This is a genomic window from Celerinatantimonas diazotrophica (assembly GCF_004339545.1).
In the GTDB taxonomy this organism is placed as follows: Bacteria; Pseudomonadota; Gammaproteobacteria; order Enterobacterales; family Celerinatantimonadaceae; genus Celerinatantimonas; species Celerinatantimonas diazotrophica.
This window is the reverse complement of the sequence record NZ_SMGD01000019.1, coordinates 27,508-49,499: the sequence shown is the minus strand read 5'-3', so window position 1 is coordinate 49,499 and position 21,992 is coordinate 27,508. Positions and strand designations below refer to the sequence as shown.

20 protein-coding genes are annotated in these 21,992 nt (G+C 45.9%); 11 read left to right on the top strand and 9 right to left on the bottom strand.

Annotated features, from left to right (window positions below; translation table 11 throughout):
• The first annotated feature begins 427 nt into the window (after positions 1 to 427).
• Positions 428 to 2,593, top strand: coding sequence for a methyl-accepting chemotaxis protein (locus EV690_RS17650; RefSeq protein ID WP_131914350.1), 2,166 nt, complete (start codon positions 428 to 430; stop codon positions 2,591 to 2,593).
• 30 nt (positions 2,594 to 2,623) lie between these two features.
• Here EV690_RS17650 and EV690_RS17645 read toward each other — a convergent pair whose 3' ends face one another.
• The 4 genes from EV690_RS17645 to pepT form a co-directional block, all read right to left on the bottom strand.
• Complete coding sequence (locus EV690_RS17645; protein WP_131914349.1) at positions 2,624 to 3,979, bottom strand: MATE family efflux transporter; 1,356 nt, start codon at positions 3,977 to 3,979, stop codon at positions 2,624 to 2,626.
• Between the two features lie 386 nt (positions 3,980 to 4,365).
• Complete coding sequence (nqrM, locus tag EV690_RS18775; RefSeq protein WP_131914348.1) at positions 4,366 to 4,479, bottom strand: (Na+)-NQR maturation NqrM; 114 nt, start codon at positions 4,477 to 4,479, stop codon at positions 4,366 to 4,368.
• A gap of 254 nt (positions 4,480 to 4,733) precedes the next feature.
• Positions 4,734 to 4,952 carry a (Na+)-NQR maturation NqrM gene (nqrM, locus tag EV690_RS17635; protein WP_131914347.1) on the bottom strand — a complete coding sequence of 73 codons (219 nt, stop codon included), beginning with the start codon at positions 4,950 to 4,952 and terminating at the stop codon, positions 4,734 to 4,736.
• Positions 4,953 to 5,032: 80 nt separating this feature from the next.
• Positions 5,033 to 6,277, bottom strand: coding sequence for a peptidase T (gene pepT / locus EV690_RS17630; RefSeq protein ID WP_131914346.1), 1,245 nt, complete (start codon positions 6,275 to 6,277; stop codon positions 5,033 to 5,035).
• Between the two features lie 231 nt (positions 6,278 to 6,508).
• Between pepT and EV690_RS17625 the strand changes: the two genes are divergently transcribed.
• From EV690_RS17625 to EV690_RS17615, 3 genes are all read left to right on the top strand, one after another.
• Positions 6,509 to 8,155 (top strand): methyl-accepting chemotaxis protein, encoded by a 1,647-nt coding sequence (locus EV690_RS17625; protein ID WP_131914345.1) that lies wholly within the window; start codon positions 6,509 to 6,511, stop codon positions 8,153 to 8,155.
• Between the two features lie 114 nt (positions 8,156 to 8,269).
• Positions 8,270 to 9,310 (top strand): NADP-dependent oxidoreductase, encoded by a 1,041-nt coding sequence (locus EV690_RS17620; protein ID WP_131914344.1) that lies wholly within the window; start codon positions 8,270 to 8,272, stop codon positions 9,308 to 9,310.
• A gap of 123 nt (positions 9,311 to 9,433) precedes the next feature.
• Complete coding sequence (locus tag EV690_RS17615) at positions 9,434 to 10,576, top strand: esterase-like activity of phytase family protein (protein WP_131914343.1); 1,143 nt, start codon at positions 9,434 to 9,436, stop codon at positions 10,574 to 10,576.
• A 2-nt stretch (positions 10,577 to 10,578) separates the two neighbouring features.
• Here the strand turns inward: EV690_RS17615 and EV690_RS17610 are convergent, their stop codons facing one another.
• Positions 10,579 to 11,301: a glycerophosphoryl diester phosphodiesterase gene (locus EV690_RS17610; RefSeq protein WP_131914342.1), complete on the bottom strand. Its 723-nt coding sequence runs from the start codon at positions 11,299 to 11,301 to the stop codon at positions 10,579 to 10,581.
• A gap of 207 nt (positions 11,302 to 11,508) precedes the next feature.
• On the opposite strand from EV690_RS17610, the gene ugpB reads away from it, so the two are divergent.
• The 4 genes from ugpB to ugpC are packed head-to-tail and all read left to right on the top strand — an operon-like array spanning position 11,509 to position 15,662.
• Positions 11,509 to 12,813, top strand: coding sequence for a sn-glycerol-3-phosphate ABC transporter substrate-binding protein UgpB (ugpB, locus tag EV690_RS17605; protein WP_131914341.1), 1,305 nt, complete (start codon positions 11,509 to 11,511; stop codon positions 12,811 to 12,813).
• Positions 12,814 to 12,869: 56 nt separating this feature from the next.
• A complete protein-coding gene (gene ugpA, locus EV690_RS17600; RefSeq protein ID WP_131914451.1) occupies positions 12,870 to 13,751 on the top strand; it encodes a sn-glycerol-3-phosphate ABC transporter permease UgpA in 882 nt (293 codons plus the stop codon).
• Positions 13,751 to 14,596 (top strand): sn-glycerol-3-phosphate ABC transporter permease UgpE, encoded by an 846-nt coding sequence (ugpE, locus tag EV690_RS17595; RefSeq protein WP_131914340.1) that lies wholly within the window; start codon positions 13,751 to 13,753, stop codon positions 14,594 to 14,596. Before ugpA ends, ugpE begins: the two co-directional genes overlap by 1 nt.
• Positions 14,597 to 14,600: 4 nt before the next feature.
• On the top strand, positions 14,601 to 15,662 hold the full coding sequence (ugpC, locus tag EV690_RS17590) for a sn-glycerol-3-phosphate ABC transporter ATP-binding protein UgpC (protein ID WP_131914339.1): 1,062 nt from the start codon (positions 14,601 to 14,603) through the stop codon (positions 15,660 to 15,662).
• Positions 15,663 to 15,689: 27 nt separating this feature from the next.
• Here the strand turns inward: ugpC and thiM are convergent, their stop codons facing one another.
• The 3 genes from thiM to EV690_RS17575 all read right to left on the bottom strand — a co-directional run bounded on the left by thiM (position 15,690) and on the right by EV690_RS17575 (position 18,332).
• On the bottom strand, positions 15,690 to 16,508 hold the full coding sequence (thiM, locus tag EV690_RS17585) for a hydroxyethylthiazole kinase (protein WP_396022819.1): 819 nt from the start codon (positions 16,506 to 16,508) through the stop codon (positions 15,690 to 15,692).
• A 17-nt stretch (positions 16,509 to 16,525) separates the two neighbouring features.
• Entirely contained in the window at positions 16,526 to 17,329 is an 804-nt protein-coding gene (locus EV690_RS17580) for a Cof-type HAD-IIB family hydrolase (RefSeq protein ID WP_131914337.1), read from the bottom strand.
• A 64-nt stretch (positions 17,330 to 17,393) separates the two neighbouring features.
• A complete protein-coding gene (locus tag EV690_RS17575) occupies positions 17,394 to 18,332 on the bottom strand; it encodes an alpha/beta fold hydrolase (protein ID WP_165872809.1) in 939 nt (312 codons plus the stop codon).
• Between the two features lie 300 nt (positions 18,333 to 18,632).
• Between EV690_RS17575 and EV690_RS18290 the strand changes: the two genes are divergently transcribed.
• Positions 18,633 to 18,770 carry a hypothetical protein gene (locus tag EV690_RS18290; RefSeq protein WP_165872808.1) on the top strand — a complete coding sequence of 46 codons (138 nt, stop codon included), beginning with the start codon at positions 18,633 to 18,635 and terminating at the stop codon, positions 18,768 to 18,770.
• A gap of 38 nt (positions 18,771 to 18,808) precedes the next feature.
• Here EV690_RS18290 and EV690_RS17570 read toward each other — a convergent pair whose 3' ends face one another.
• The gene (locus tag EV690_RS17570; RefSeq protein WP_131914335.1) at positions 18,809 to 19,891 is read right to left on the bottom strand and encodes an ABC transporter ATP-binding protein; all 1,083 of its coding nucleotides are present in this window, start codon (positions 19,889 to 19,891) and stop codon (positions 18,809 to 18,811) included.
• A 329-nt stretch (positions 19,892 to 20,220) separates the two neighbouring features.
• On the opposite strand from EV690_RS17570, the gene EV690_RS17565 reads away from it, so the two are divergent.
• Both EV690_RS17565 and EV690_RS17560 read left to right on the top strand, forming a co-directional pair.
• The gene (locus EV690_RS17565; protein ID WP_131914334.1) at positions 20,221 to 21,138 is read left to right on the top strand and encodes a carbohydrate ABC transporter permease; all 918 of its coding nucleotides are present in this window, start codon (positions 20,221 to 20,223) and stop codon (positions 21,136 to 21,138) included.
• Positions 21,138 to 21,989 carry a carbohydrate ABC transporter permease gene (locus tag EV690_RS17560; protein ID WP_131914333.1) on the top strand — a complete coding sequence of 284 codons (852 nt, stop codon included), beginning with the start codon at positions 21,138 to 21,140 and terminating at the stop codon, positions 21,987 to 21,989. Before EV690_RS17565 ends, EV690_RS17560 begins: the two co-directional genes overlap by 1 nt.
• Positions 21,990 to 21,992: the final 3 nt, after the last annotated feature.

The following is a 21,992-nucleotide window of genomic DNA, read 5'->3' as shown; positions in this document are numbered from 1 at the left end:
TTTAAGCGTCCATTTCATGCGGTCGGCACTCACCTTGGTTGAACTCAATGCGCCAATCTGAACTTGTCTTGAGCTGATTTATCGGAGTGATTACTGATCAAAATATGATACGAATAATTTTGCATTTTTAAATTAAATGTATAATTATTGTTATAAATATTGAGTAAATTTAATATTTATTTGTTAATACATTGTTTTTTAAGCTATATTTTTCGCAATAAAATTAATGATATTTAACGCAAAATAACCTGATATCTGTCATTTAATTATTGTATTTATCATTAAGCTGTCCATATTTTCAAGATTTACGATTAAAACAACATAAAAAAGTTTGTAGAGCTCGTGCTGTCAGGATTTTGTTCTATATTTTTCTAAGATCTGTCATTGATACTGGAATGTATTAGTTATCTGAATAAGGGATATATTCATGAAATTAAAGTCTATTCAAGCAAAGATAGCTGTCGTTGCGGGATTGTGCCTTTTAGTGACGTCCAGCTTGTTGGTCGGTTATGCCGTTTATTCAGCGGCAAAAACGCAAGATATCGTATCGAAACGAGTCAGTTCGTTAGTTGAGCAAAGTACGCTCGATGAGCTCAAAAGTACCGCAACCGCGTATGGGCATGCAATCAGCCGCCGACTAGAGCCAGGTCTTTTAATTGCTCAGACATTGGCTAAAGAGATATCAGCGGATAGAGGTTTTGATAAATCGAGTTCTCAAGAGTTCTCGCGTCAGAAATTTAATTATGTTTTGCGCAGTTTTCTCGAATCACACCCGGATCTCAATGGTATCTATAGTGCCTGGGAACCGAATGCTTTCGATGGTAAAGATAGCGAAAACCGTAACCACTCGATGGGCAACAACCCTCAAACTGGGCGATTTACCCCCTATTGGACACGAGACGATCAAGGCAATATTAATGTTCAGGCTCTGGTTGAATATGATTCCGATGCAAAACTCCCCAATGGTGTGGCCAAAGGGGCTTGGTACCTAAATCCAAAACGCACCCATAAATCTGCTGTCACTGCTCCGCTGCCTTATGTGGATCAGGGTAAAAATGTCTGGTTAGCTACTTTATCAGCTCCGGTGCTGGTTAATGGTAAATTTTTAGGGGTGGTCGGAGCCAATTACAACCTGCAATTTATTCAGTCATTAAGTAAACAGGTCGCGGCAAAACTTTATAATGGTCGGGTTGAGGTGAGTATTGTAACCAGTCAAGGATTGGTCATTGCTGATAGTAAAAAACCCGATACTCTTGGCGGTTCGATGCAGGCACTGTTTGGCACGCAGTATCAGCGGTTTTTGGATACTGTCAAATCGGGGAAAGAGTCAATTTTTAGTGTGCCAGATGAAAAGCAGATTGAAGTCTTTTCACCGATCACTTTAGGGACATCTGATAGCCTTTGGGCCATTATTATTCGAGTGGATCGCAGTGTCGTTTTGTCCAATGTAACTGCTTTAACCCAGCACATGGATAAAACTGCAGATCATGACATGATTTGGCAGATTATTATTGGCTTGGTTATTTCCATATTAGCCTTAGGCGTTTTAGTTTGGATGGCTCGTAGTCTTTCTCGACCGATTTTACGGGCAGTGACGATGGCGAAAGCCATCTCTCGAGGGGAGTTCAGTCAACGGCTTAACTATCACAGCCACGATGAAGTCGGTCAGCTTGCAGAAGCACTCGATAATATGGCTGATAGCCTGCAAAAACATGTCATTGTGGCAGAGCAGATCTCGCAAGGGGATTTAAATCAGTCGGTCGAGTTGGCATCAGAGCATGACCAGCTTGGCAAAGCGCTCTCTGAGATGGTGATCGATTTGAACCGCCTAGTCGGTGACATTAAACAGCGCTCTGAATTTATCGGCTCGAATGCGCTGGAAGTTGCCGATTTGAGCCATGATTTAGCCAGTGGCGCGACAGAATCTGCGGCGGCAGTGACACAAATTAGTGCGACCATTACTCAGATAGCACAGCAAGTTAGCCAAAGTTCGGTGAATGCTGACAAAGCCAGTGAGCTTTCTCAGCAGTCGATGGACTCGGCAACTCAGGGCAATGAGTTAATGAATGAGTTGCAACAAGCGATGCAGGAGATCGAAAGTTCAGGTAACGATATCAACGATATTATTCGTACGATTGAGAGTATTGCTGAACAGACAAACTTGTTGGCGCTTAATGCGGCTATCGAAGCGGCAAGAGCGGGTGAGCAAGGGCGTGGCTTTGCTGTGGTTGCTGATGAAGTTCGCCAGTTGGCCGCGCGTAGTGCCTCAGCGGTTCAGCAGACCTCATCGTTAATTGACACTTCTGCGCAGCGTACTCAACGCGGGATTGAACTATCATTGCAGACTGCTCAAGCGCTGCACTCGATTGTGGATAAAGTCAGTGAATCCGCTTCTTTGGTGAATGAAATTGCGATTGCGGCGAATGAACAAGCGCAAGGGACCGCTCAAGTTAGCCAGGGGATCCAGCAGATCGATGAGGTGACCCAACAAAATAGCAATAACTCAGAGCGCTGCGCTGAGTCGTCGAATCGCTTATCGCAGGCTTCAGAGCAGTTAACCGCAATGATTCAACAGTTTAAACTGAAAAAATAGTGTGCAAGGGCCGTTTACTTCGGCCCTTTTTTATTGAGTTGCCGCATTTGCCGGGAGGGTAGCCGTTAGCTTGTTGAGCATTTTTAAGTAGATGAGATAAGACGCTGTTCCCGCGAGTAAATTGCCCACTAAAGCCCCAAAAAAGGCCCCATGGAGTTCTCCCAGATAGGCACCCAGCCACAGACATGGTAGATAGAACACGAATAGTCGGAATATAGAGATCATGAGTGCTACATAGGATTTACCCAGTGCATTGGCAACGGACACCATGATCATGCAGGTACCAAGTAAGCCAAAGCTAAATGGCACGATCAACAGATAGTGATGTAAAATGCGAGCGACGGTTTCGGCACTAGTCATCAGATGGGTGAGTTGCGGGGCAATGGCAAAGGTGATCAGAGCAATCACCAGTTGAAACCCTAGAACAAAGATCAAGGCACAATGAACGAGGGTACGGATATCGGCCATTTTGCGCTGTCCAAGCAGACGTGAGACAAAGGGTGGTAATGACATGGTCAGAGCTAGGATCGCCACAATTGAGAATAGTTCATAGCGAGCGCCTAGTGCCCATGCCCCGACGGCTGCTGTGCCATAAGAGGCAAGTAATTTGGTCGCTAACATGGATGATAAAGACGGCATCAGTTGGCTAAGCATCGCTGGCCCCATAATGTGCAAAATATCAAGTAAGCTGCGTTTGATATTGAGATCATGCCAATCAAAAAAGATCCAATGTTGAGCCAGTAATTTGGGCGCAACGATGAAAATACCTATCGTAAAAGCGATAACCGTGGCGATTGCTGCACCGTTAATGCCCAATTTAAATACAAATATAAACAGTGGATCGAGGGCCAGATTGAGTAGGCTGGTTAATACCATCACCATTCCGGGGAGCTTGGTATTGCCATTGGCCCGACTGACGCTGTAGAGAAAATAGATGAAGGCGCTGAGCCAGACACTGGCGAGCCACCAGCGCCAGTAGCTATCTACGATAAGTGCTACAGAACTCCCTGCTCCCAGAAGTTGTAATATGCTGTCTCGGAGTAGATAAATGACCACGCAAACGAACGCCATTCCGGCGCTTCCCATTGCTACAATCAGTCCCCCTAGTTGCTTGGCATACTGCTGTCGGTGTGCGCCTAATGCTTTAGCAATCACGGCCGTCGTGGCAATGCCTAGACCAACCTGTAAACCAATCATCACCATTTGAACGGGTAGGGTAAAGCCTTGAACCGCCAGTGGTACCACGCCGAGTTGACCGATAAAAGCACTGTCAATCAATTGAAAACTCATCAGTGCCAGTACCCCGAAGATCATCGGCCAAGTCATACGGTAAAGCTGTTTCGCTAAATGCTTCATGCTAGATTGTGTCTCTACATTTAAATTCATTTATTTGTAAAATTTGCGGCTTGGAAATGCATGTTTTTGGGTGTGGGATTGTTCTTGATCGATCTAATAAAGAATCAGATTGGTAACCAACTTATTGACCTGTTATTGCCAAATGAGCGGTATCATACATGGATTATTCATCGGGATAAACACTCTAAACGTGGTGGAATAGGCAGGTCCATTAAAGCCACTGAACCACACACGGTTGACTGAGCCGCTGATAATACGGCCATAAGATAGCGCTAAGTATACATGGGCTGTTTCAGTTAATGGCGTGGAGATTGAGGCGGGGGGTGAGATAACACCTGCCCCGTCTTGGTTGTCTGGGCGTTAGAAATGCTTTGCCCCATTCCTCAATGGCCCTGAGTAGCTCATTGCTGATGGTATTATTTTTCTGGTGTGTTCTGGCACTGTTCAGGTTCACTAATTTGATACAACTTGGCGTGTTCTTCACACGGTGTTTCACAGTCGCAAACTCGATCATGAGCGGTATCATACATGGATTATTCATCGGGATAAACACTCTAAACGTGGTGGAATAGGCAGGTCCATTAAAGCCACAACCACACACGGTTGACTGAGCCACTGATAATACGGCCATAAGATAGCGCTAAGTATACATGGGCTGTTTCAGTTAATGGCGTGGAGATTGAGGCGGGGGGTGAGATAACACCTGCCCCGTCTTGGTTGTCTGGGCGTTAGAAATGCTTTGCCCCATTCCTCAATGGCCCTGAGTAGCTCATTGCTGATGGTATTATTTTTCTGGTGTGTTCTGGCACTGTTCAGGTTCACTAATTTGATACAACTTGGCGTGTTCTTCACACGGTGTTTCACAGTCGCAAACTCGATCAACTCCAATACTTGATAATCCTCCACAGCTCCCTTGAATGGGCTTGCGATGGGCTAATACGCCAAGGGATAACAATAATGAGATGATTAAAAACAGTACAAAGGCTAATAAAAAAACAGCCATTTTTCCTCCTCACCCAATCAATAGGTCTTTCTATTAGAATATGCTGATTGTATGGTCTTGCCCAGTAAAACGGGCAAAAATTAGCCTATTGTTCTCTGTTTATGAGTGCTTTGTGCTGTTAGTTGGGCTATTTTTACAATCACATCAACAGCTTGGCGCATCGAGTTAATGCTGATGCATTCATGGATCCCATGAAAATTATAGCCCCCAGTAAAGATATTCGGGCACGGCAAGCCCATATAGGATAAGCGGGCTCCATCTGTTCCCCCACGAATTGGGGTGATAAGTGGCTCAATGCCGACTTCGTGCATTGCTTGTTTGGCAATCTCGACTATATGGGGATGTGGGGTGATTTGCTCGGCCATATTAGCGTAACTATCGGTTATCACCACTTCCACATGGCCTTTACTGAGACGTTTGTTTAATGCTTCAACTTGCTTTTTCATAAATGCTTTGCGCCGAGCCATGCCGTCTTTTTCAAAATCGCGCAAAATGTAGTGTAATTCGCTGCGAGCGATTCCGGGCTTTATCGTAGTGAGATGATAAAATCCTTCACGACCTTCAGTGGTTTCTGGCGTTTCATCCTGCGGCATCATCAGTTGAAACTGAGCGGCAATATTCATGGCATTGACCAATGTGTCCTTAGCCGTCCCAGGATGAACACTGACACCATGACAGATAATCGTGGCGCTGGCTGCATTAAAGTTTTCATATTCCAGTTCGCCGACTTTGCCTCCGTCGATGGTATAAGCCCATTGGGCTCCAAATTTTTTGACATCGAATCGATTTGCACCACGGCCAATCTCTTCATCTGGCGTAATCCCAACACAGATATCTCCATGTGGAATTTGCGGGTGTTCAATCAGGTACGAAAGTGCGGTAAAAATTTCCGCGATACCTGCTTTATCATCGGCTCCTAATAAGGTTGTGCCATCGGTGGTAATCAGATCATGGCCGATTAAATCGGTTAAAAATGGGTATTGTGCTGGGCTTAATTTCTCACCACTTTGTCCGAGCTGAATCTCGCCACCAGAATAGTTTTCGATGATTTGGGCTTTCACATTGGTGGCCGTTTCATCAAGCGCGGTATCCATATGTGAGATAAAACCAATGGCCGGAGCTCCCTCGATATTTGCAGGCAGACGGGCCATCAGGTAGCCATTTTCATCGAGTGAAACATCACAGAGGCCCATGGTGAGAAGCTCGTCTTTTAATTTTTGACCTAAAATGATCTGTCCGGGCGTACTGGGGCATTGTGAGGATTCATCATCAGATTGAGTATCAATGGCAATATAACTTAAAAAGCGTTCAACTAGCTTATTCATAGCTTTCCTTGAGTGTATTCGTGCGCTGAGCTGTGGAAGGTAAAACATCAGCGGCCTGTGGGGCTATTATCCATGATTTTCTAAGCAGAACCTATCTTACTGTCACATTGATCAGCCTGTATTGCTTGGTATGGATGGTTTTGACTTTCAGGCAGGCTCATCAGAGCTGTGCTACTTTCTTAATAATCATCAAATTAAATCAAGATGGATCCATTTAAGGGAGCGCCTATTATGGGCTATATAATGGCAAAACTTCGTCACGTCAGTATCACTGCACGCATGTTTGGGATGATTTTGCTAAGCCTATTGGCAACGATCATGATATTTTTCTTTTCGTTGAATCATTTAGATAATGTTCTATGGAAAGAAAAAGAGGCGAAGTTAGACGCGCTTAGTGATGTTGCCTTAAGTATTGTTGAGCAGCACTATCAGCAGGCTAAGTTGGGGTTGGTCAGTGACACGCAAGCGAAAGAGCAAGCGATTGCGGCCCTTAATCGGTTGCGCTATTCCGGCAAAGAATATTTTTTCTCATTTAATCGCTCTGGCGTAATGGTTCAGCATCCTTTTGCCAAACAATTGGTGGGAACCAATGTCTTAGGTAAAAAGGACCCCAATGGCGTTGCTCTGTTTCAGGTGATGTTGGAGCGTACTAAGGACTCCCCAAGTGCGAAGGTTTTTTATATGTGGGATAAGCCAAATGCCACGGAACCCTCTCCCAAAATGAGCGTAGTCAAACGGTTTGATCCTTGGGGCTGGGTGATTGGAACCGGGATCTATGTGGATGACATAGCTGTAGAAGAATCACAGTTTGTACAACACAACCTGATGATTCTTGGTGGGATTTGGATCCCGGTGTTAATCATTTTGTATATCATTAGCCAGAGTATCTCCTTGCCCCTGAAGCAGACCAACCAGGCTCTCAGAAATATCGCCTCGGGTGAGGGGGACTTAAGTGTCCGTCTTGAACATTCTGGTCATGATGAGGTGACCAAATTAACCGATTATTTCAATGAATTTGTGGCCAAAATCCAAGGTGTGATCCGATCGGTACACCACTCGGTGGAACAAAATCAGCAGCGCTCTGAAATGCTGGCAAGGATCACTGACCAAACGTCGCAAGTGACCCAAAACATGCAAACGCAGACCCAAAGTGTTGCGGCGGCGATCAATGAGATGTCGATGAGTTCCGCGCAGGTTGCTGAAAATGCACATCAAGCGGCGCAAAGTGCTGCCCATGCCAACGACCATGCGGATGAGATGAATACGGTGATTCGCAAATCGATTGATAACGTTCGACAGCTCAGTGAAGAGCTTGAAGGAGCCAGTCAAGAAGCTGAGGTTTTACAAAGTAATTCAGCGAAAATCTCGCAAATTTTAGACGTTATCACCACCATTGCCGACCAGACTAATTTACTCGCTTTGAATGCAGCGATTGAAGCGGCGCGGGCCGGTGAGGCTGGGCGCGGATTTGCTGTGGTCGCCGATGAGGTGCGCTCTCTTGCGAGCAAAACTCAGCAGTCCACGCAGGAGATTGCCGATATTACCAAAGCCATTCATCAGTCGGTTTCTCAGGTGAGCAGTCAAATTGGACAAGCTCGGGATAAATCTATTCAAACATCGACCCAAACCAGCGACGTCATTCAGGCTATCGATACCATTAAAGAGATTATTGCCCAGATCTCTGGGATGAATGAACAGATCGCGACAGCGACAGATGAGCAGAATGCTGTGACGACCGAGCTTAATCACAATGTAACTCAGATTAATGAGATTTCTGAAGAAAACTTCAAGAAAAACCAAGAGATTACCAGTATTACTCGGCAACTTGAAAGTGATGCTGAAGCGCTCGAAAAACAGATTGGTGTCTTTCGGGTTTAACTGTTTATTGCTTAAACCTCACGAAACTGAGATTGAACTTAACCGGGAGAGATCGTTACAATGTAAAAACAGTAGACGATTGGTCTAAAATTTTATTGGAAACGGGAGTCTCCCATGAGTCAGCGTAGTGATATCAATCGCCAGTGGCAGCTTGCATCTCGGCCACATGGTGAACCAAGTCAGGATAATTTTAACTGGGTTGAACAATCGGTTCCCTCGATTACGCAAGGACAGGTGTTGTTGCGTACGGTTTATTTGTCGCTCGATCCATACATGCGCGGGCGGATGAGTGACGCAGAGTCTTACGCTCAACCCGTTGCGCTAGGCCAAGTCATGGTCGGCGGTACAGTCAGCCGGGTTGTAGAGTCGTTGCATCCTGATTTTACAGCCGGTGATTGGGTGTTGAGCTATGGCGGTTGGCAGGATTATGCGGTCAGTGATGGCACTGGACTGGTGGCCTTGGGCCATGATCCTAAACAACCTTCGTATGCGTTAGGTGTGGCCGGGATGCCTGGTTTTACCGCTTACATGGGGTTGACGGATATTGGCCAGCCTAAAGCGGGTGAGACACTGGTGGTTGCCGCTGCGAGTGGCCCTGTTGGTAGCACTGTGGGACAGATTGGTAAATTAAAAGGCTGTCGAGTGGTGGGCGTGGCCGGTAGTGAGGAAAAATGTCGCTATGTGACAGAACAGCTAGGCTTTGATGTCTGCCTTGACCACCATCAGGATGATTTTGCCGAGCAGCTTGCTAAAGCTTGTCCTAATGGCATTGATATCTATTTTGAGAATGTTGGGGGCAAAGTGTTTGATGCGGTTTTACCGTTATTGAATACTTCGGCACGTATTCCGGTCTGTGGATTAGTTTCGCAATATAATGCGACTCAATTGCCAGAAGGGCCTGATCGCTTATCGTTATTAGCTGGCACGCTGTTGAAAAAACGCGCCAGAATGCAAGGATTCATCATTTTTGATGACTATGGTTCTCATTTTGGTACCTTTAGCCAACAAATGAAGCAGTGGCTTGCTGAGGGCAAAATTCATTATAAAGAGCAATTGGTTGATGGCCTTGAAAATGCTCCTAAAATGCTAGCGGCGCTGTTACAAGGGCAAAATTTCGGCAAGGTGGTAATTCAGGTCGGCCCGAATGAGCTATAAATAAGCGAGTTTATGGCACCATTTTTATTGCTGCATCATTTAATGCATGCTAAAGATTAGCGAGTTGTCATTAAGTTGCCATCTGCGGGAATTATCTTACCTGCAGGTGGGGAGCTAAGGGAAATGATGCAAAAAAGAGTATGGAGAGCGTCGTTTTTGGGGTGTTTGCTGGTTTTGAGTCAATGGGCGATGGCCGCTCGCTCTGAGCCTGCAACTTATCCAATTAAGCAACTCATCTATATTGGGCAGAGTATTTTGCCCAATGCCACTTCGTTCCACCATGTGCCCGTGGGAGGATTGTCGGGCATTGATTATGATAGTCAAAATCATCGCTGGTTGATGGTCAGTGATGACCGCGCGCTGAAAGGTCCAGCACGTGCTTATTGGGCATCGATGAGTCTTAGCGATACAAAGGTCGGGCCGATACGAATCATCCAGCAAATCAACCTTAAACAGCCAGATGGCTCGTTATATCCCAATGTTGCGAAGTTTATACTCCAAGGACAAGGGAGTGTGCCTGATCTGGAATCTATTCGGCTCATTCCTTCGCATAAGGGGTTTCGTTATACCAGTGAAGGGGATCGTAAGCTTGGATTAAACCCCTTTATTCGCCAAGCTCGCCTCGATGGCGATTATGTTGCCGATATTCCTATTCCCAATGTGATTAAGTTATCGAGAAACCGTGGTTTTCGCGATAATTTAGCCTTAGAAGGGAGCAGTTTTACGCCAGATGGCCAGCACTATTTTGTTTCAATGGAAGCGCCACTTGTGCAAGATGGCCCGCTCCCCAATACCGATCACGGTGCGCGTATTCGTATCTTTGAATACAATCATGCTAATGAGCTAGAAAAAAGTTTTATTTATCAGCTGGATCCTTGGCCTGCAGCACCAGGTAAGGGCAAAAGTGCTGATAATGGTGTTTCGGAGATACTGGCCATTGATAACCAGCACTTATTAGTGTTAGAGCGTGCTGGTATCGAAGATGATAAAGGTGTTTATCATGATTACATTCGTATCTATCAGGTTGATTTAACCCATGCACCCACGGTCCCGGTGACCAAAATGGCACTGTCAAAAGATGATCAAGTTGTTCACAAACAGCTACTGTTAGACCTTAATTCGTTACCTGTGCGACTTGATAATATTGAAGGAATAAGCTTTGGTCCCACACTTAAGGACGGTTCGCAGTCCTTGGTGGTGATTTCCGACAATAATTTCAATGCTGCTGAAGTCACGCAAGTCTTAGCGTTTAAAGTGCGCCGCTGACTTTAAAAGTGCGATATGCGATAGAGATGCGCTTGATCACTAATGACCATATCAACCCCCCAATCCCACTGCTGACGCACTTGCGTTGGGTCATTAGGGGTATAGGTGTAAAGCTCATAACCAAGGCGTTTAATCGCTTGGGCGGTGACTTTATCTAACTTCTGATAGTTGCAGTGCACGCTGAAAGCATCGATTTGTGACAGCTGCTCTGCCCAATCGTCTGGGATCTCATCCCAAAGATGGCCGCGCCGAATATTTGGCAACAGACGTTTGATCTGGCGGAGTGCCTCATGCTCAAAGCTTGAAATGATCAACCGATCGGGCGCAAAGTGCTGGGTAATAATCGTTTGTGCCACAACTTCACAGAGCTTTTGAATATCATCTTGGGGATAGAGTTTGAGCTCGAGATTCAGACTTAAATTATACTGTCGGCAGACCGTGAGTAATTGGGTCAACGAAGGGATTTTTTCCGCCTCAAATTTAGGACTAAACCAACTCCCAAAATCCAGCTCTTGCAACTGTTGCCAACTAAGCTGGCGTACCTGTTGCGTTCCATTACTGCAACGTTGTACCGTTTCATCATGAATGATGACTGGCACGTGATCTGCGCTCAATTGCACGTCAAACTCTACCCAGCCAATATGGTTTAATGCTGCTAAACGAGCCCCTGCGAGCGTGTTTTCTGGCGCTAGAGCCGCCAGTCCCCGGTGTCCTGCTAATCGCATGGTGAATTCTCCGATCCGGTAACTTGTAACTTAACTGCTCAAGATTAGGCAATAAATATGTCAATTCGGTGACGAATAGAGTAATGCGGTCCGATGCCATATTTTTGTAACAGTAATATCATATCTCTGTCATTTCATTCTTCTAGCCTACACAAAACGGACACATTTTGGTTTGGCAAATAATAATTGGATTGGGGTGAATGGGTTATGAAACTGACTAAATGGGGACTGTGCCTCGCTGGAGCTATGCTTACAATGCAAGCTCAAGCTGCAACTGAGATTCAGTGGTGGCATGCAATGGGAGGCAGTCTCGGCAAAAAAGTTGATCAAATCGCGGCTGATTTTAATAAAAGTCAAAACAAATACGTGATTAAACCCGTTTATAAAGGGAATTATTCAGACACCATGACCGCTGCTATCGCGGCATTCCGAGCCCACAAACAACCTGCGATTGTGCAGGTCTATGAAGTCGGGACGGCCACAATGATGGCGGCCAAAAAAGCCATTTATCCCGTTTATAAACTGATGCGTAACACCCATGAACCGTTTAATCCTAATGCCTACTTAGCTGCGGTTACTAGTTATTACACCGACAGCCATAATCATATGCTATCTCTGCCATTTAATAGCTCAACCCCGGTGCTTTATTACAACAAAACGTTGTTTAAAAAAGCAGGTATTAAGAACCCGCCTAAGACCTGGGAACAGATGCCTGCGGTGGCCAAAAAATTGCGTGAAGCAGGGGTTAAATGTGGTTTTACCACGGGTTGGCAGTCATGGGTACAGCTGGAAAACTTCGCTGCGCGTCATAACCTCCCATTTGCCAGCGAAGACGACGGTTTTGCCGGAACCAATGTCAAATTATTATTTAATACCAAGCCATTTATTAAACACATTTCGACTCTGGCAAAATGGACTAAAAACGGCACATTTACCTATGGTGGTCGACGTTCCGATGCGGCACAGCTGTTCTATAGCGGGCGATGTGCCATGTATACCGGTTCATCAGCTAGCTATGCTGGGGTGAAAGCTAATATCAAAGGCGGAAAGTTTGGTGTATCGCAACTTCCGTATTGGAAATCGCTGATTCATCGGCCACAAAATACCATTATCGGTGGTGCTTCTTTATGGGTGTTGCGGGGCAAATCGGCAGCCACTTATAAAGGGGTTGCGGAGTTTTTCCATTATCTTTCTAGCGCCAAGGTGCAAGCTGATTGGCACCAGTTCACTGGTTATCTGCCAATTACCAAAGCGGCTTATAAGTTAACCCGAGAAGAGGGCTTTTATAAGCGTAATCCTGGCACCGATGTGGCGATCAAACAGATGATCTCGGTCAAACCAACGGTTAACTCGAAGGGGTTGCGGTTGGGGAACTTTCCGCAGATTCGCGATGTAATTAACAGTGAATTGGAAAATGTCTGGTCAGGTAAGGAAACTGCTAAACAGGCCTTAGATAATGCAGTGAAACGAGGCGATAAACTGCTCGCTCAATTTCACCAGATGAATGGCTAAAGACATTAATTCTAAGATAAGCCCGTCTTTATGACGGGCTTAGTGGTTTAATTATGGTGAATAATAAAGTTTATTTTAAGGGCTGGATTTTACCGGCTTTGTTACTGACACCACAGTTGTTGGTGACCTTTATCTTTTTTATCTGGCCGGCGGCGCAAGCATTGTACCAGTCAACCCAGATGCAGGATGCTTTTGGCGTTTCAACCGTTTTTGTGGGCTGGGAAAATTTCAGCAATTTATTTCACGATCCACTCTATTATCAGTCATTTTTGACCACCCTTGAATTTAGCTTTTTAGTGGCTTTTTTGGCATTGGCCATCGCACTTTATCTGGCCTCTCAGGCCGATAAAATTATTAAGGGAAAATACTGGTATCAGACGCTATTAATTTGGCCATATGCGATTGCGCCCGTTGTTGCTGGGGTCATGTGGCTGTTTTTACTCAAGCCGCATGTGGGGATTATTGGCCACATGCTCAATGCACTTGGTGTGGATTGGAACCCGCATATCCATGAGGGCGATGCGATGTGGATGGTGGTCATTGCGGCAACCTGGAAGCAAGTCAGTTATAACTTTTTATTCTTTTTAGCTGGTTTGCAATCCATTCCGCGTTCACTTATTGAAGCGGCCGCTATCGATGGTGCCGGCCCGATGCGTCGATTCTGGAATATTATCTTCCCACTGTTATCACCAACCAGTTTTTTCTTATTAGTCATGAATCTAGTCTATGCCTTTTTTGACACGTTTGGGGTGATTGATGCGATGACTCAAGGCGGACCTGGAAGTGCCACGAATACGTTAGTTTATAAAGTATTCTCTGACGGTTATGTGGGGCTTAATTTGGGCTCTTCTGCTGCTCAATCAGTGGTGTTAATGCTGGTGGTCGCGGGGCTGACGGTTTTGCAATTTAAATATGTTGAGAAAAAGGTGGCGTACTAATGGTTGAACATAAACCTATGGCCAGTTTTCTGGGCCACCTGAGCTTGATTGTAGGAGTGGTGATCGTCGCGTTTCCGGTCTGGATTGCGCTGGTGATTGCAACCCATGATAACCACAGTTTTATGTCAGGGGTGACCCCATTGTGGTTTGGCAAAGAGGGGCTGAAAGTCTTTGTTACGTTGTTTAATGGCAGTGCCTCAACGGGAGGTGTCAGTGTCGCGCACATGTTGTATAACTCAGCTCTCATGGCTCTCGGGATTACCGTTGGCAAAATCTCGATATCTATCTTGTCGGCTTATGCGGTGGTGTTTTTTCGCTTCCCTGGACGAATGATCGCCTTTTGGGTGATCTTCATGACCTTGATGCTGCCGGTTGAAGTGCGGATTATGCCAACATTCCAAGTGATCGCCGATCTGCATATGCTGAACACTTATCAGGGGCTGATTATCCCGATGATTGCCAGTGCCACTGCTACCTTCTTATTTCGGCAGTTTTTCTTAACCATTCCGAACGAATTGATTGAAGCCGCTCGCATTGATGGCGCTGGGCCGCTGAAATTCTTTTGGGATATCTTATTGCCGTTATCACGGACCAATATTGCGGCGCTGTTTGTGATCACTTTTATCTATGGCTGGAACCAGTATTTGTGGCCATTGATGATCACTACCGACGCAAAATACACCACGATTGTGGTTGCCATTAAGCATTTGCTTGCGGTTCCTGAAGGCGAAGTGATGTGGAATCAGGTGATGGCCACGACCATCTTGGCGATGCTGCCGCCAGTGATTGTGATTATTGTCATGCAGCGATTTTTTGTGAAAGGCCTAGTCGAGTCGGAGAAATAAGTTCATGGCTACCGTTAGTTTAAAGCATTTAACCAAAACCTATCTGAACGGCTATCAGGCCATTAAAGGCATTAATCTAGAGATTGCAGATGGTGAGATGATCGTACTCGTTGGCCCCAGTGGCTGCGGTAAATCAACCTTGCTAAGAATGTTAGCCGGACTGGAAACTATTAGTACTGGCGATCTGAGTATTGATACCACTCGAGTTAATGAGGTCGAGCCTGGCGAGCGCGATATTGCGATGGTTTTTCAAAACTATGCCCTCTATCCACATATGAGTGTGTTTAACAACATGGCCTATGGGCTTAAAAACCGTAAAGTCCCCAAGGAGCAGATTAAACAAAAAGTGGTGGAAGCCGCGAAACTCTTGGAGCTAGAACCATTACTTGAGCGTACCCCTCGAGAGCTTTCTGGTGGGCAACGCCAGCGGGTCGCAATGGGGCGAGCGATTGTTCGCCAACCCAAAGTATTTTTATTCGATGAGCCATTATCGAACTTAGATGCGAAGTTGCGTGTGCACATGCGTTTGGAAATCCGCCGATTGCAACGGCGCTTTAATACAACCTCGGTTTATGTGACCCATGATCAAGTTGAGGCAATGACGTTAGCGGATCGATTAGTGGTGCTTAATGCCGGTCACGTTGAGCAGGTTGGGACCCCGGTTGAAGTCTATCAGCAGCCCAAAAGTGTGTTTGTCGCAACATTTATTGGTTCTCCGGCAATGAACATTATTCCCGGAACGGTTGAAAAGGGCATTATGACATTGCCAGGGGGACAACAAGTAGAGTTGGATGAACGTTATTGGAATCAGTATGGGACATTGCAATTAGGGATCCGTCCCGAAGATATTGAAATGGCAAAGCCATACTCAGGTCTTGAGCTGGTGGTAAAATTAATTGAGCCACTCGGTGCTGATACACTTGTATATGCAACATTGGCCAATAGTGACCATGAGGTAGTCGTGCGTTTAAGCGGTTATCAGCAATTTAACTCAGAGCAATCCCTATTTGTTGATTTTACGCCATCCGCTCGGCATCTGTTTAACCGAGAGAATCAGCGGATTTAGTGGCTTACTTGGATGGTTTTCATGTCACTACAATGTAGTTACGTCACCTTGCTCGATGTTTAGATGTGCCCTTAAGGTAGCCGCATCGAGCTGATAAATCTCATCAATTAAATTTTGCTGGAGTGAGGCCGGTCCTCGCGAGTATTTCGCGGCGAGTTCTCCGGCGATACTCATCACGGCAGCTGCGGTTAAACAACCGGCTGGATGTACCGCACGATAAGCTGCTGTTAATGCACTTAAGCTGCAGCCCGTGCCGGTAATCTGAGTCATTAATGGCACGCCATTGCTGAGCTGATAGCAATCAACACCGCGATCAATCCAGTCAATCGCCCCTGATATTGAAATTTCTAACAGGGCTTTATTGCGGAGCTGCTGGCGTAATTTGGCACAGGCTTGGAGTGCTTCACGGCTATCATCACGACTGTCGACACCTTGGCCATGCTGGGGCAATCCGGCCAGGGCTAAGATTTCTGAGGCATTGGCACGAATGACCAGATGGTTGGCTAATTGGGCGAACTGTTGGGCAGTTTCGGTCCGATAACGAGTTGCTCCGCAACCGACCGGGTCGAGTACAATGAGTTTATCAAACTGATTTGCCGCTTCGATTGCAACGCACATCCGTTTGACGCGCACTTCATCAAGGGTTCCGATGTTAATGACAACCGCTTGCGCAACTTTGATAAGTTCAACCAGCTCACGGCGGCTGTGTGCCATAATCGGTGAAGCGCCGCAGGCCAGCAACATATTAGCGCTGATATTCATGACTACGTCATTGGTTAAATTAATGACCAGCGGAGACTGTTCTCGAACGTAGCGCAGGTTGTCGGCAATTTCATTAATCATCAAATGGTTAGAATCTAATATCATGCTAACTGCTCAGTAAATACTTGGCTAAGGTAATCGGCGACACCATCATGGTCGTTATCAATCGTTTCTGGGTTGTTCGGTAATAGTCGCTTCAGACGACCATCCGCATTGGCCATAATGACCCCCGTATTAACGAACTCAAGCATCTCCTTATCATTTAAACCATCACCAAAAGCAATGGCATCAGCAGCAGTTAAGCTGAGCCGTTCTAATACATTTTGTAAGGCGGTACTTTTGTTGACATTTTGCCCCATGATTTCCAGGCAACTTGGCAGTGAAAATGTGATATTCAGGTGATTACCATAACGCTCGACCAATACTCGCTCAAGGACATTCAGTTCATCTGGGTTACCAATAAACAGCATTTTGCTGATGCCTGAACGAGTCACCTTGGCAAAATCAGCGCGTGTATAACTAAACCCGGAAACTTTGGTATAACGTAAGACGTGCTGGTTATCAGCTTCGACAAACCAGTTATCGTCGTGATAGAGGTTGCGATAGAAGTTGCACCCTTGCGTTAGGCGCAAGATATCGTCCACTGCAGTTGGGGATACATCCTGCTGTAGGATCTTCTCACCTTCAGCATCATGTACTCGAGCCCCGTTGGAAGTAATTAAGTACATTGGAAAGGTGAAATTCTTGACGATTTGACGAACATCGCGATAGTGGCGACCGGTTGCGATGAGAATGTGTACGTGGTTTTGTTGAATGCGAGTGAGTACATCGGCTGTGTAGGGAGAGATCTGGTGATTACGATTGAGTAACGTGCCATCTAGATCAGAGGCTATGAGTCGGTACATCTGTCACTGTCCTTGATTAAGCTTTTTATTATGGTACTAAAAATTGTGAGCTATCGCCTGTTTTTTATCCGTCGATAGGGGAGAGGTTAAAAAACTGCTTTATTTGTCCGATGACTTCGCAGCAAATGGGCTTTTTCTCTTGGAGAAGCTCATGGAATGCGCCAGTTTGCCAGCTATAACTGATTTGTGCTCCGAGTCGTTTCTGGCGTCGAACAAATCTCAGCTGGGCCTGATGATCGACGATTTGATCGAATTCTGCCGCGATGACTTTGACTGGTATTGGCAGCGCTTTAAGACGGGCAATCTCTGCCATTGCGTGAAAGCATTCCGCTATCCAACAGTTACTTGGGCCACCGAGTTTAAGGGCTGGATAATACTCAAACTGAGCCAGTTGCTGCTGATAGTTGTCTTGATCTTGCGTTAATAGATTTTCAGCAAAAGGCGTGACTTCGTAGCGATGTTGGCCAGGGGCAAATGATGGCGAGGCCAGGCGTTTATCTTTGCGGCATAATCGCTTAATCCAAACCTTTGCCTGCCAGCGGGGCACCGGATCGGTGATAATGCCAAACATCGGGCTGAGCAACAGTGCTCGGTGAAAGTCTTGAGGGTATTGGTCCAGATAAAGTGTGCCGATGGCTCCTCCTAGGGAGTGGCCCAATAATGCGCGATACCCGAACTGCTCGAGATGTAATCGATTAAATAACAGTTTAAGGTCTTCAATATAAAACGAAAAATCTTCGACGTGACCTAATTCCGGGTCGTTACATAAGCGTTCCGAAAACCCTTGCCCACGATGGTCTATCGCCACGACCGACCAACCATTGTTAACAAACAATTGAGCGAGCTGAGCATATTTTAAGCCTGTTTCCCGCCGACCAACACAAATGACCAGAACATTTTGGGTATCTTCTAAAGGGCTATAGCAGTAGAAAACTTTGCGCTGTTTTACACCATCAATCCAGTCATAATGGGCAAATGGGGCTGGTAACTCGATGGCTTTCATCCGATGCTCTCCGTTGATGCTAATACCTGTCATAGAAAAATGAAAACCCGACTGTTCATTTTAAGTCAATCCAATCGGTTATCCAACGATGGTGCGAATCAGTAATAGTGGTTCTGAAATAACCGATATTCGCAGTGAAAACTTTACACTGTGTGATAAAAACTCAGCTAAATCACGACAAATAAAATGATTTTAGCAATAAAAAAGCGGTTATGGATAAAAGTCTAATCGTTATCACTATTTCAATGATGTAGAAAAATGCTACAGCTAATCAGCAGGTCGCCTCGCTAAGACGCTGTTATGATGGGTGAACGACTGGCTCAGCTCCTACCAGCGCCTTATTATTGTGCTGAGCGATTCGATTCATCAAGCCAAGAGAACCAACCGGAATGGCTGACTCGTGTGGCTGAGGAGTTGGGGATTCACCCGTCTAAATAGATGAGTAAGCGTATGCTGCTCAGCAGCTTAGAGAGCATTTATTCGACGCGTAGTCCTTGCTCGTTAAACAGATGGCAATCTTCCGGTGAACAGTTCAGCGTCATCTGCTGGAACTTGTCAACGGCTCGATTCCCATTGAGGTAAACGCGGAAACCATCGATCCCACAGGTTTGACCAAACAGATACGTACTGTTGCCAAGTCGCTCGATCACTTCACTGGTAAAGGCAAATTGAATGGGTTTGTTTTGATCGATATATAGATGTTCAGGGCGAATCCCTAACGTCAGGTTTGCCCCCACATCGACCGATTGTTTGAGAGGCGCTAAAGTAATGCGTTGTTGATCTTGGGTGCGCAGAACCAATTGCTGCTCATTATGTTGCTCAATCTGAGTCGGAATAAAATTCATTTTAGGTGAACCGATAAATCCGGCAACAAATTCATTTTGAGGACTGCTGTATAGCTCAAGGGGTGAACCGATCTGTTCGACCCGGCCATCACGCAGGACGACGATTTTATCGGCCAGCGTCATGGCTTCGACTTGATCATGGGTGACATACACCATGGTGTTTTGTAGCTCCTGGTGAAGCTTGGCTATTTGCAGACGCATATCAACCCGCAATTCTGCATCCAGGTTCGACAACGGCTCATCAAATAAAAAGACTTGAGGATTACGTACTATTGCCCGACCAATGGCGACCCGCTGACGCTGTCCCCCGGAGAGCTCTTTGGGTTTGCGTTTGAGCAATGGTTCTAAGTGCAAGGTTTTGGCTGCCCGTAGTACCTGTTTTTTTATCTCATCTTTGTCATGCCCGGTCATCTTCAGACCAAATCCCATGTTCTCCTCAACCGTCATATGTGGGTAAAGCGCATAGGATTGAAAGACCATTGCCACGCCTCGTTCGGCAGGGTCAATATCGTTGACACGAACACCGTCAATATAAAGCTCCCCTTCCGTTATCTCTTCTAAACCGGCAATCAACCGCAGCAGGGTGGACTTCCCGCAACCGGATGGTCCAACAAATACAACGAATTCACCATCGTTGATGTTCAAGTCAACGCCATGAATAGTCTCCACATCTGCAAAACGTTTGATGATTTGTTTTAAGCTGATCTCAGCCATACGGACCCCTTGCTCTGATTGGGTTACATTCGACTTCCACCACATCATTCGAGTGGATTGGCGCCATCTAGGTCTCCAAAAATACGTCTTTAACAGCGGTTTTGTTACTGAGTACCAAGAATTTGTTGATCGCGATCATGTATTTTTAACGAATTTGCATCAATTTTGTGGAAACGTTTACAAAATTTATTTCTCACGGTGTTAATTGTGATCGAGCCGAATAATATTAAGGCTCAACCTAACCGAAGGTGTCCATAGTGAGCCCATGGGTTGGGGGATTCTGTGACGATTGATACGAACCATAACAATCTGTGGCAAGGAGTCACTCAATGGATCATGCTGTAAAGACAACTTATCCGGAAAATCGTCGGCCATCGGCTCGGCGCAAGCGGGTGAGTTCAAAACTGTCACCTTGGTTATTCCTCGCGCCTGCAATGATTCTTTTTGCGGTCTATGTGATTTATCCCATTTTTGACAGTATCTCTATCAGCTTTTATCAATGGGATGGTCTGGGACCCAAGATATGGGTGGGATTGGCCAATTACCGTGAGCTGTTTCATTCCAGTGAATTTTATACTGCGTTGAAAAATAATTTTCTGTGGCTGATATTTTTTATGTTGGCGCCGCCATGTGGATTGGCCATTGCACTATTTTTAAACCAACAAGTCCGTGGTATCCGAGTTGTAAAATCTCTTTTCTTTTTTCCTTTTGTGATTTCACAAGTCGTCGTCGGAATGGTGTTTTCATGGTTTTATGATCCCAGTTTTGGTTTGTTCAATACCTTTTTAGGATGGTTCGGCATGGGGCCGGTAGCTGTTCTGTCTAATGAAAAATATGTGACATTTGGCATCATTGTTGCCGGGCTATGGCCACAGATCTCCTATTGCATGATTTTGTATCTGACGGGATTGAACAACCTAGATCCGGAACAAATTGAAGCTGCCCGTCTGGATGGCGCGAAGCGGTGGCGAATGCTGTGGTATGTGATATTGCCACAACTGCGGCCGGCAACCTTTATCGCGATTGTCGTGACGGTAATTGGTGCGCTGCGCTCATTTGATTTGATTGCCACGATGACGGCTGGGGGCCCTTGGGGCAGCTCCACCGTATTAGCGTATAAAGTGTATGAAGAATCTATCTTTAATTACCGAATGGGTTACGGCGCAGCAATTGCTGTGATGCTCTTTTTGATCATGGACGTGTACATTGCATACTTTTTGTGGCGGATGTTGAGGAGTGAAAAATAATGTATCCACAACCGATTCAAAAAGCCGGCCGTTTCGCCAACATCAGCTATCGTGTGGCTCTTCCTATCTCGATTGTATTGTGGCTGCTGCCTCTGATTGCGGTGCTGATGACATCCATTCGTTCTATTCAGGATATCAATGCCGGGAACTATTGGGGATGGCCAACACATATCCAGCTCTGGCAAAACTACAGTCAGGTTTTTACATCAACTCGAATGGGGCAATACCTGCTCAACAGCTTAATTATCACCATTCCTGCGGTGATTGGTGCGGTGGTCCTGTCGACACTGGCTGGTTTTGCGCTATCCAAATACCGTTTTCGTGGTAAAACCTTGATCTTTGCAGTGTTTATTGCGGGGAATTTTGTGCCGTTTCAGATCCTGATGATTCCGGTACGCAATATAACGATTGCTCTGGGATTATATGATACCTACTGGGCACTGATTATTTTCCACATCGCTTTTCAAAGCGGATTTTGTACTTTGTTTATGCGCAATTTCATGGTCGGCATCCCGGATGCTCTGATTGAAGCCGCCCGCGTTGAAGGCGTCAGTGAATGGAATATTTTCCGTCATGTCGTGGTGCCGCTAGTGCGCCCCGCACTAGCGGCTCTGTCGGTCTTAGTCTTCACTTTTATCTGGAATGATTACTTCTGGGCACTGGTATTAGTGCAAAGTGATGATGTTCGCCCGGTAACGGCTGGATTGAGCTCGTTGCAGGGACAGTGGCTGGCCTCCTGGCAGCTGATGTCTGCCGGCGCCATTATTGCGGCGATTCCCCCGGTCATTCTATTTTTTACCATGCAGCGCCACTTTATTGCAGGATTAACTTTAGGCGCAACCAAAGGTTAGTCT

Excerpts from the sequence above, each read along its gene's own strand:
- EV690_RS17650 (WP_131914350.1), top strand. The coding sequence starts at position 428 with ATGAAATTAAAGTCTATTCAAGCAAAGATAGCTGTCGTTGCGGGATTG.
- EV690_RS17645 (WP_131914349.1), bottom strand. The coding sequence starts at position 3,979 with ATGAATTTAAATGTAGAGACACAATCTAGCATGAAGCATTTAGCGAAA.
- nqrM (WP_131914348.1), bottom strand. The coding sequence starts at position 4,479 with ATGTATGATACCGCTCATGATCGAGTTTGCGACTGTGAAACACCGTGT.
- nqrM (WP_131914347.1), bottom strand. The coding sequence starts at position 4,952 with ATGGCTGTTTTTTTATTAGCCTTTGTACTGTTTTTAATCATCTCATTA.
- pepT (WP_131914346.1), bottom strand. The coding sequence starts at position 6,277 with ATGAATAAGCTAGTTGAACGCTTTTTAAGTTATATTGCCATTGATACT.
- EV690_RS17625 (WP_131914345.1), top strand. The coding sequence starts at position 6,509 with ATGGGCTATATAATGGCAAAACTTCGTCACGTCAGTATCACTGCACGC.
- EV690_RS17620 (WP_131914344.1), top strand. The coding sequence starts at position 8,270 with ATGAGTCAGCGTAGTGATATCAATCGCCAGTGGCAGCTTGCATCTCGG.
- EV690_RS17615 (WP_131914343.1), top strand. The coding sequence starts at position 9,434 with ATGATGCAAAAAAGAGTATGGAGAGCGTCGTTTTTGGGGTGTTTGCTG.
- EV690_RS17610 (WP_131914342.1), bottom strand. The coding sequence starts at position 11,301 with ATGCGATTAGCAGGACACCGGGGACTGGCGGCTCTAGCGCCAGAAAAC.
- ugpB (WP_131914341.1), top strand. The coding sequence starts at position 11,509 with ATGAAACTGACTAAATGGGGACTGTGCCTCGCTGGAGCTATGCTTACA.
- ugpE (WP_131914340.1), top strand. The coding sequence starts at position 13,751 with ATGGTTGAACATAAACCTATGGCCAGTTTTCTGGGCCACCTGAGCTTG.
- ugpC (WP_131914339.1), top strand. The coding sequence starts at position 14,601 with ATGGCTACCGTTAGTTTAAAGCATTTAACCAAAACCTATCTGAACGGC.
- EV690_RS17580 (WP_131914337.1), bottom strand. The coding sequence starts at position 17,329 with ATGTACCGACTCATAGCCTCTGATCTAGATGGCACGTTACTCAATCGT.
- EV690_RS17575 (WP_165872809.1), bottom strand. The coding sequence starts at position 18,332 with ATGAAAGCCATCGAGTTACCAGCCCCATTTGCCCATTATGACTGGATT.
- EV690_RS18290 (WP_165872808.1), top strand. The coding sequence starts at position 18,633 with ATGATGGGTGAACGACTGGCTCAGCTCCTACCAGCGCCTTATTATTGT.
- EV690_RS17570 (WP_131914335.1), bottom strand. The coding sequence starts at position 19,891 with ATGGCTGAGATCAGCTTAAAACAAATCATCAAACGTTTTGCAGATGTG.
- EV690_RS17565 (WP_131914334.1), top strand. The coding sequence starts at position 20,221 with ATGGATCATGCTGTAAAGACAACTTATCCGGAAAATCGTCGGCCATCG.
- EV690_RS17560 (WP_131914333.1), top strand. The coding sequence starts at position 21,138 with ATGTATCCACAACCGATTCAAAAAGCCGGCCGTTTCGCCAACATCAGC.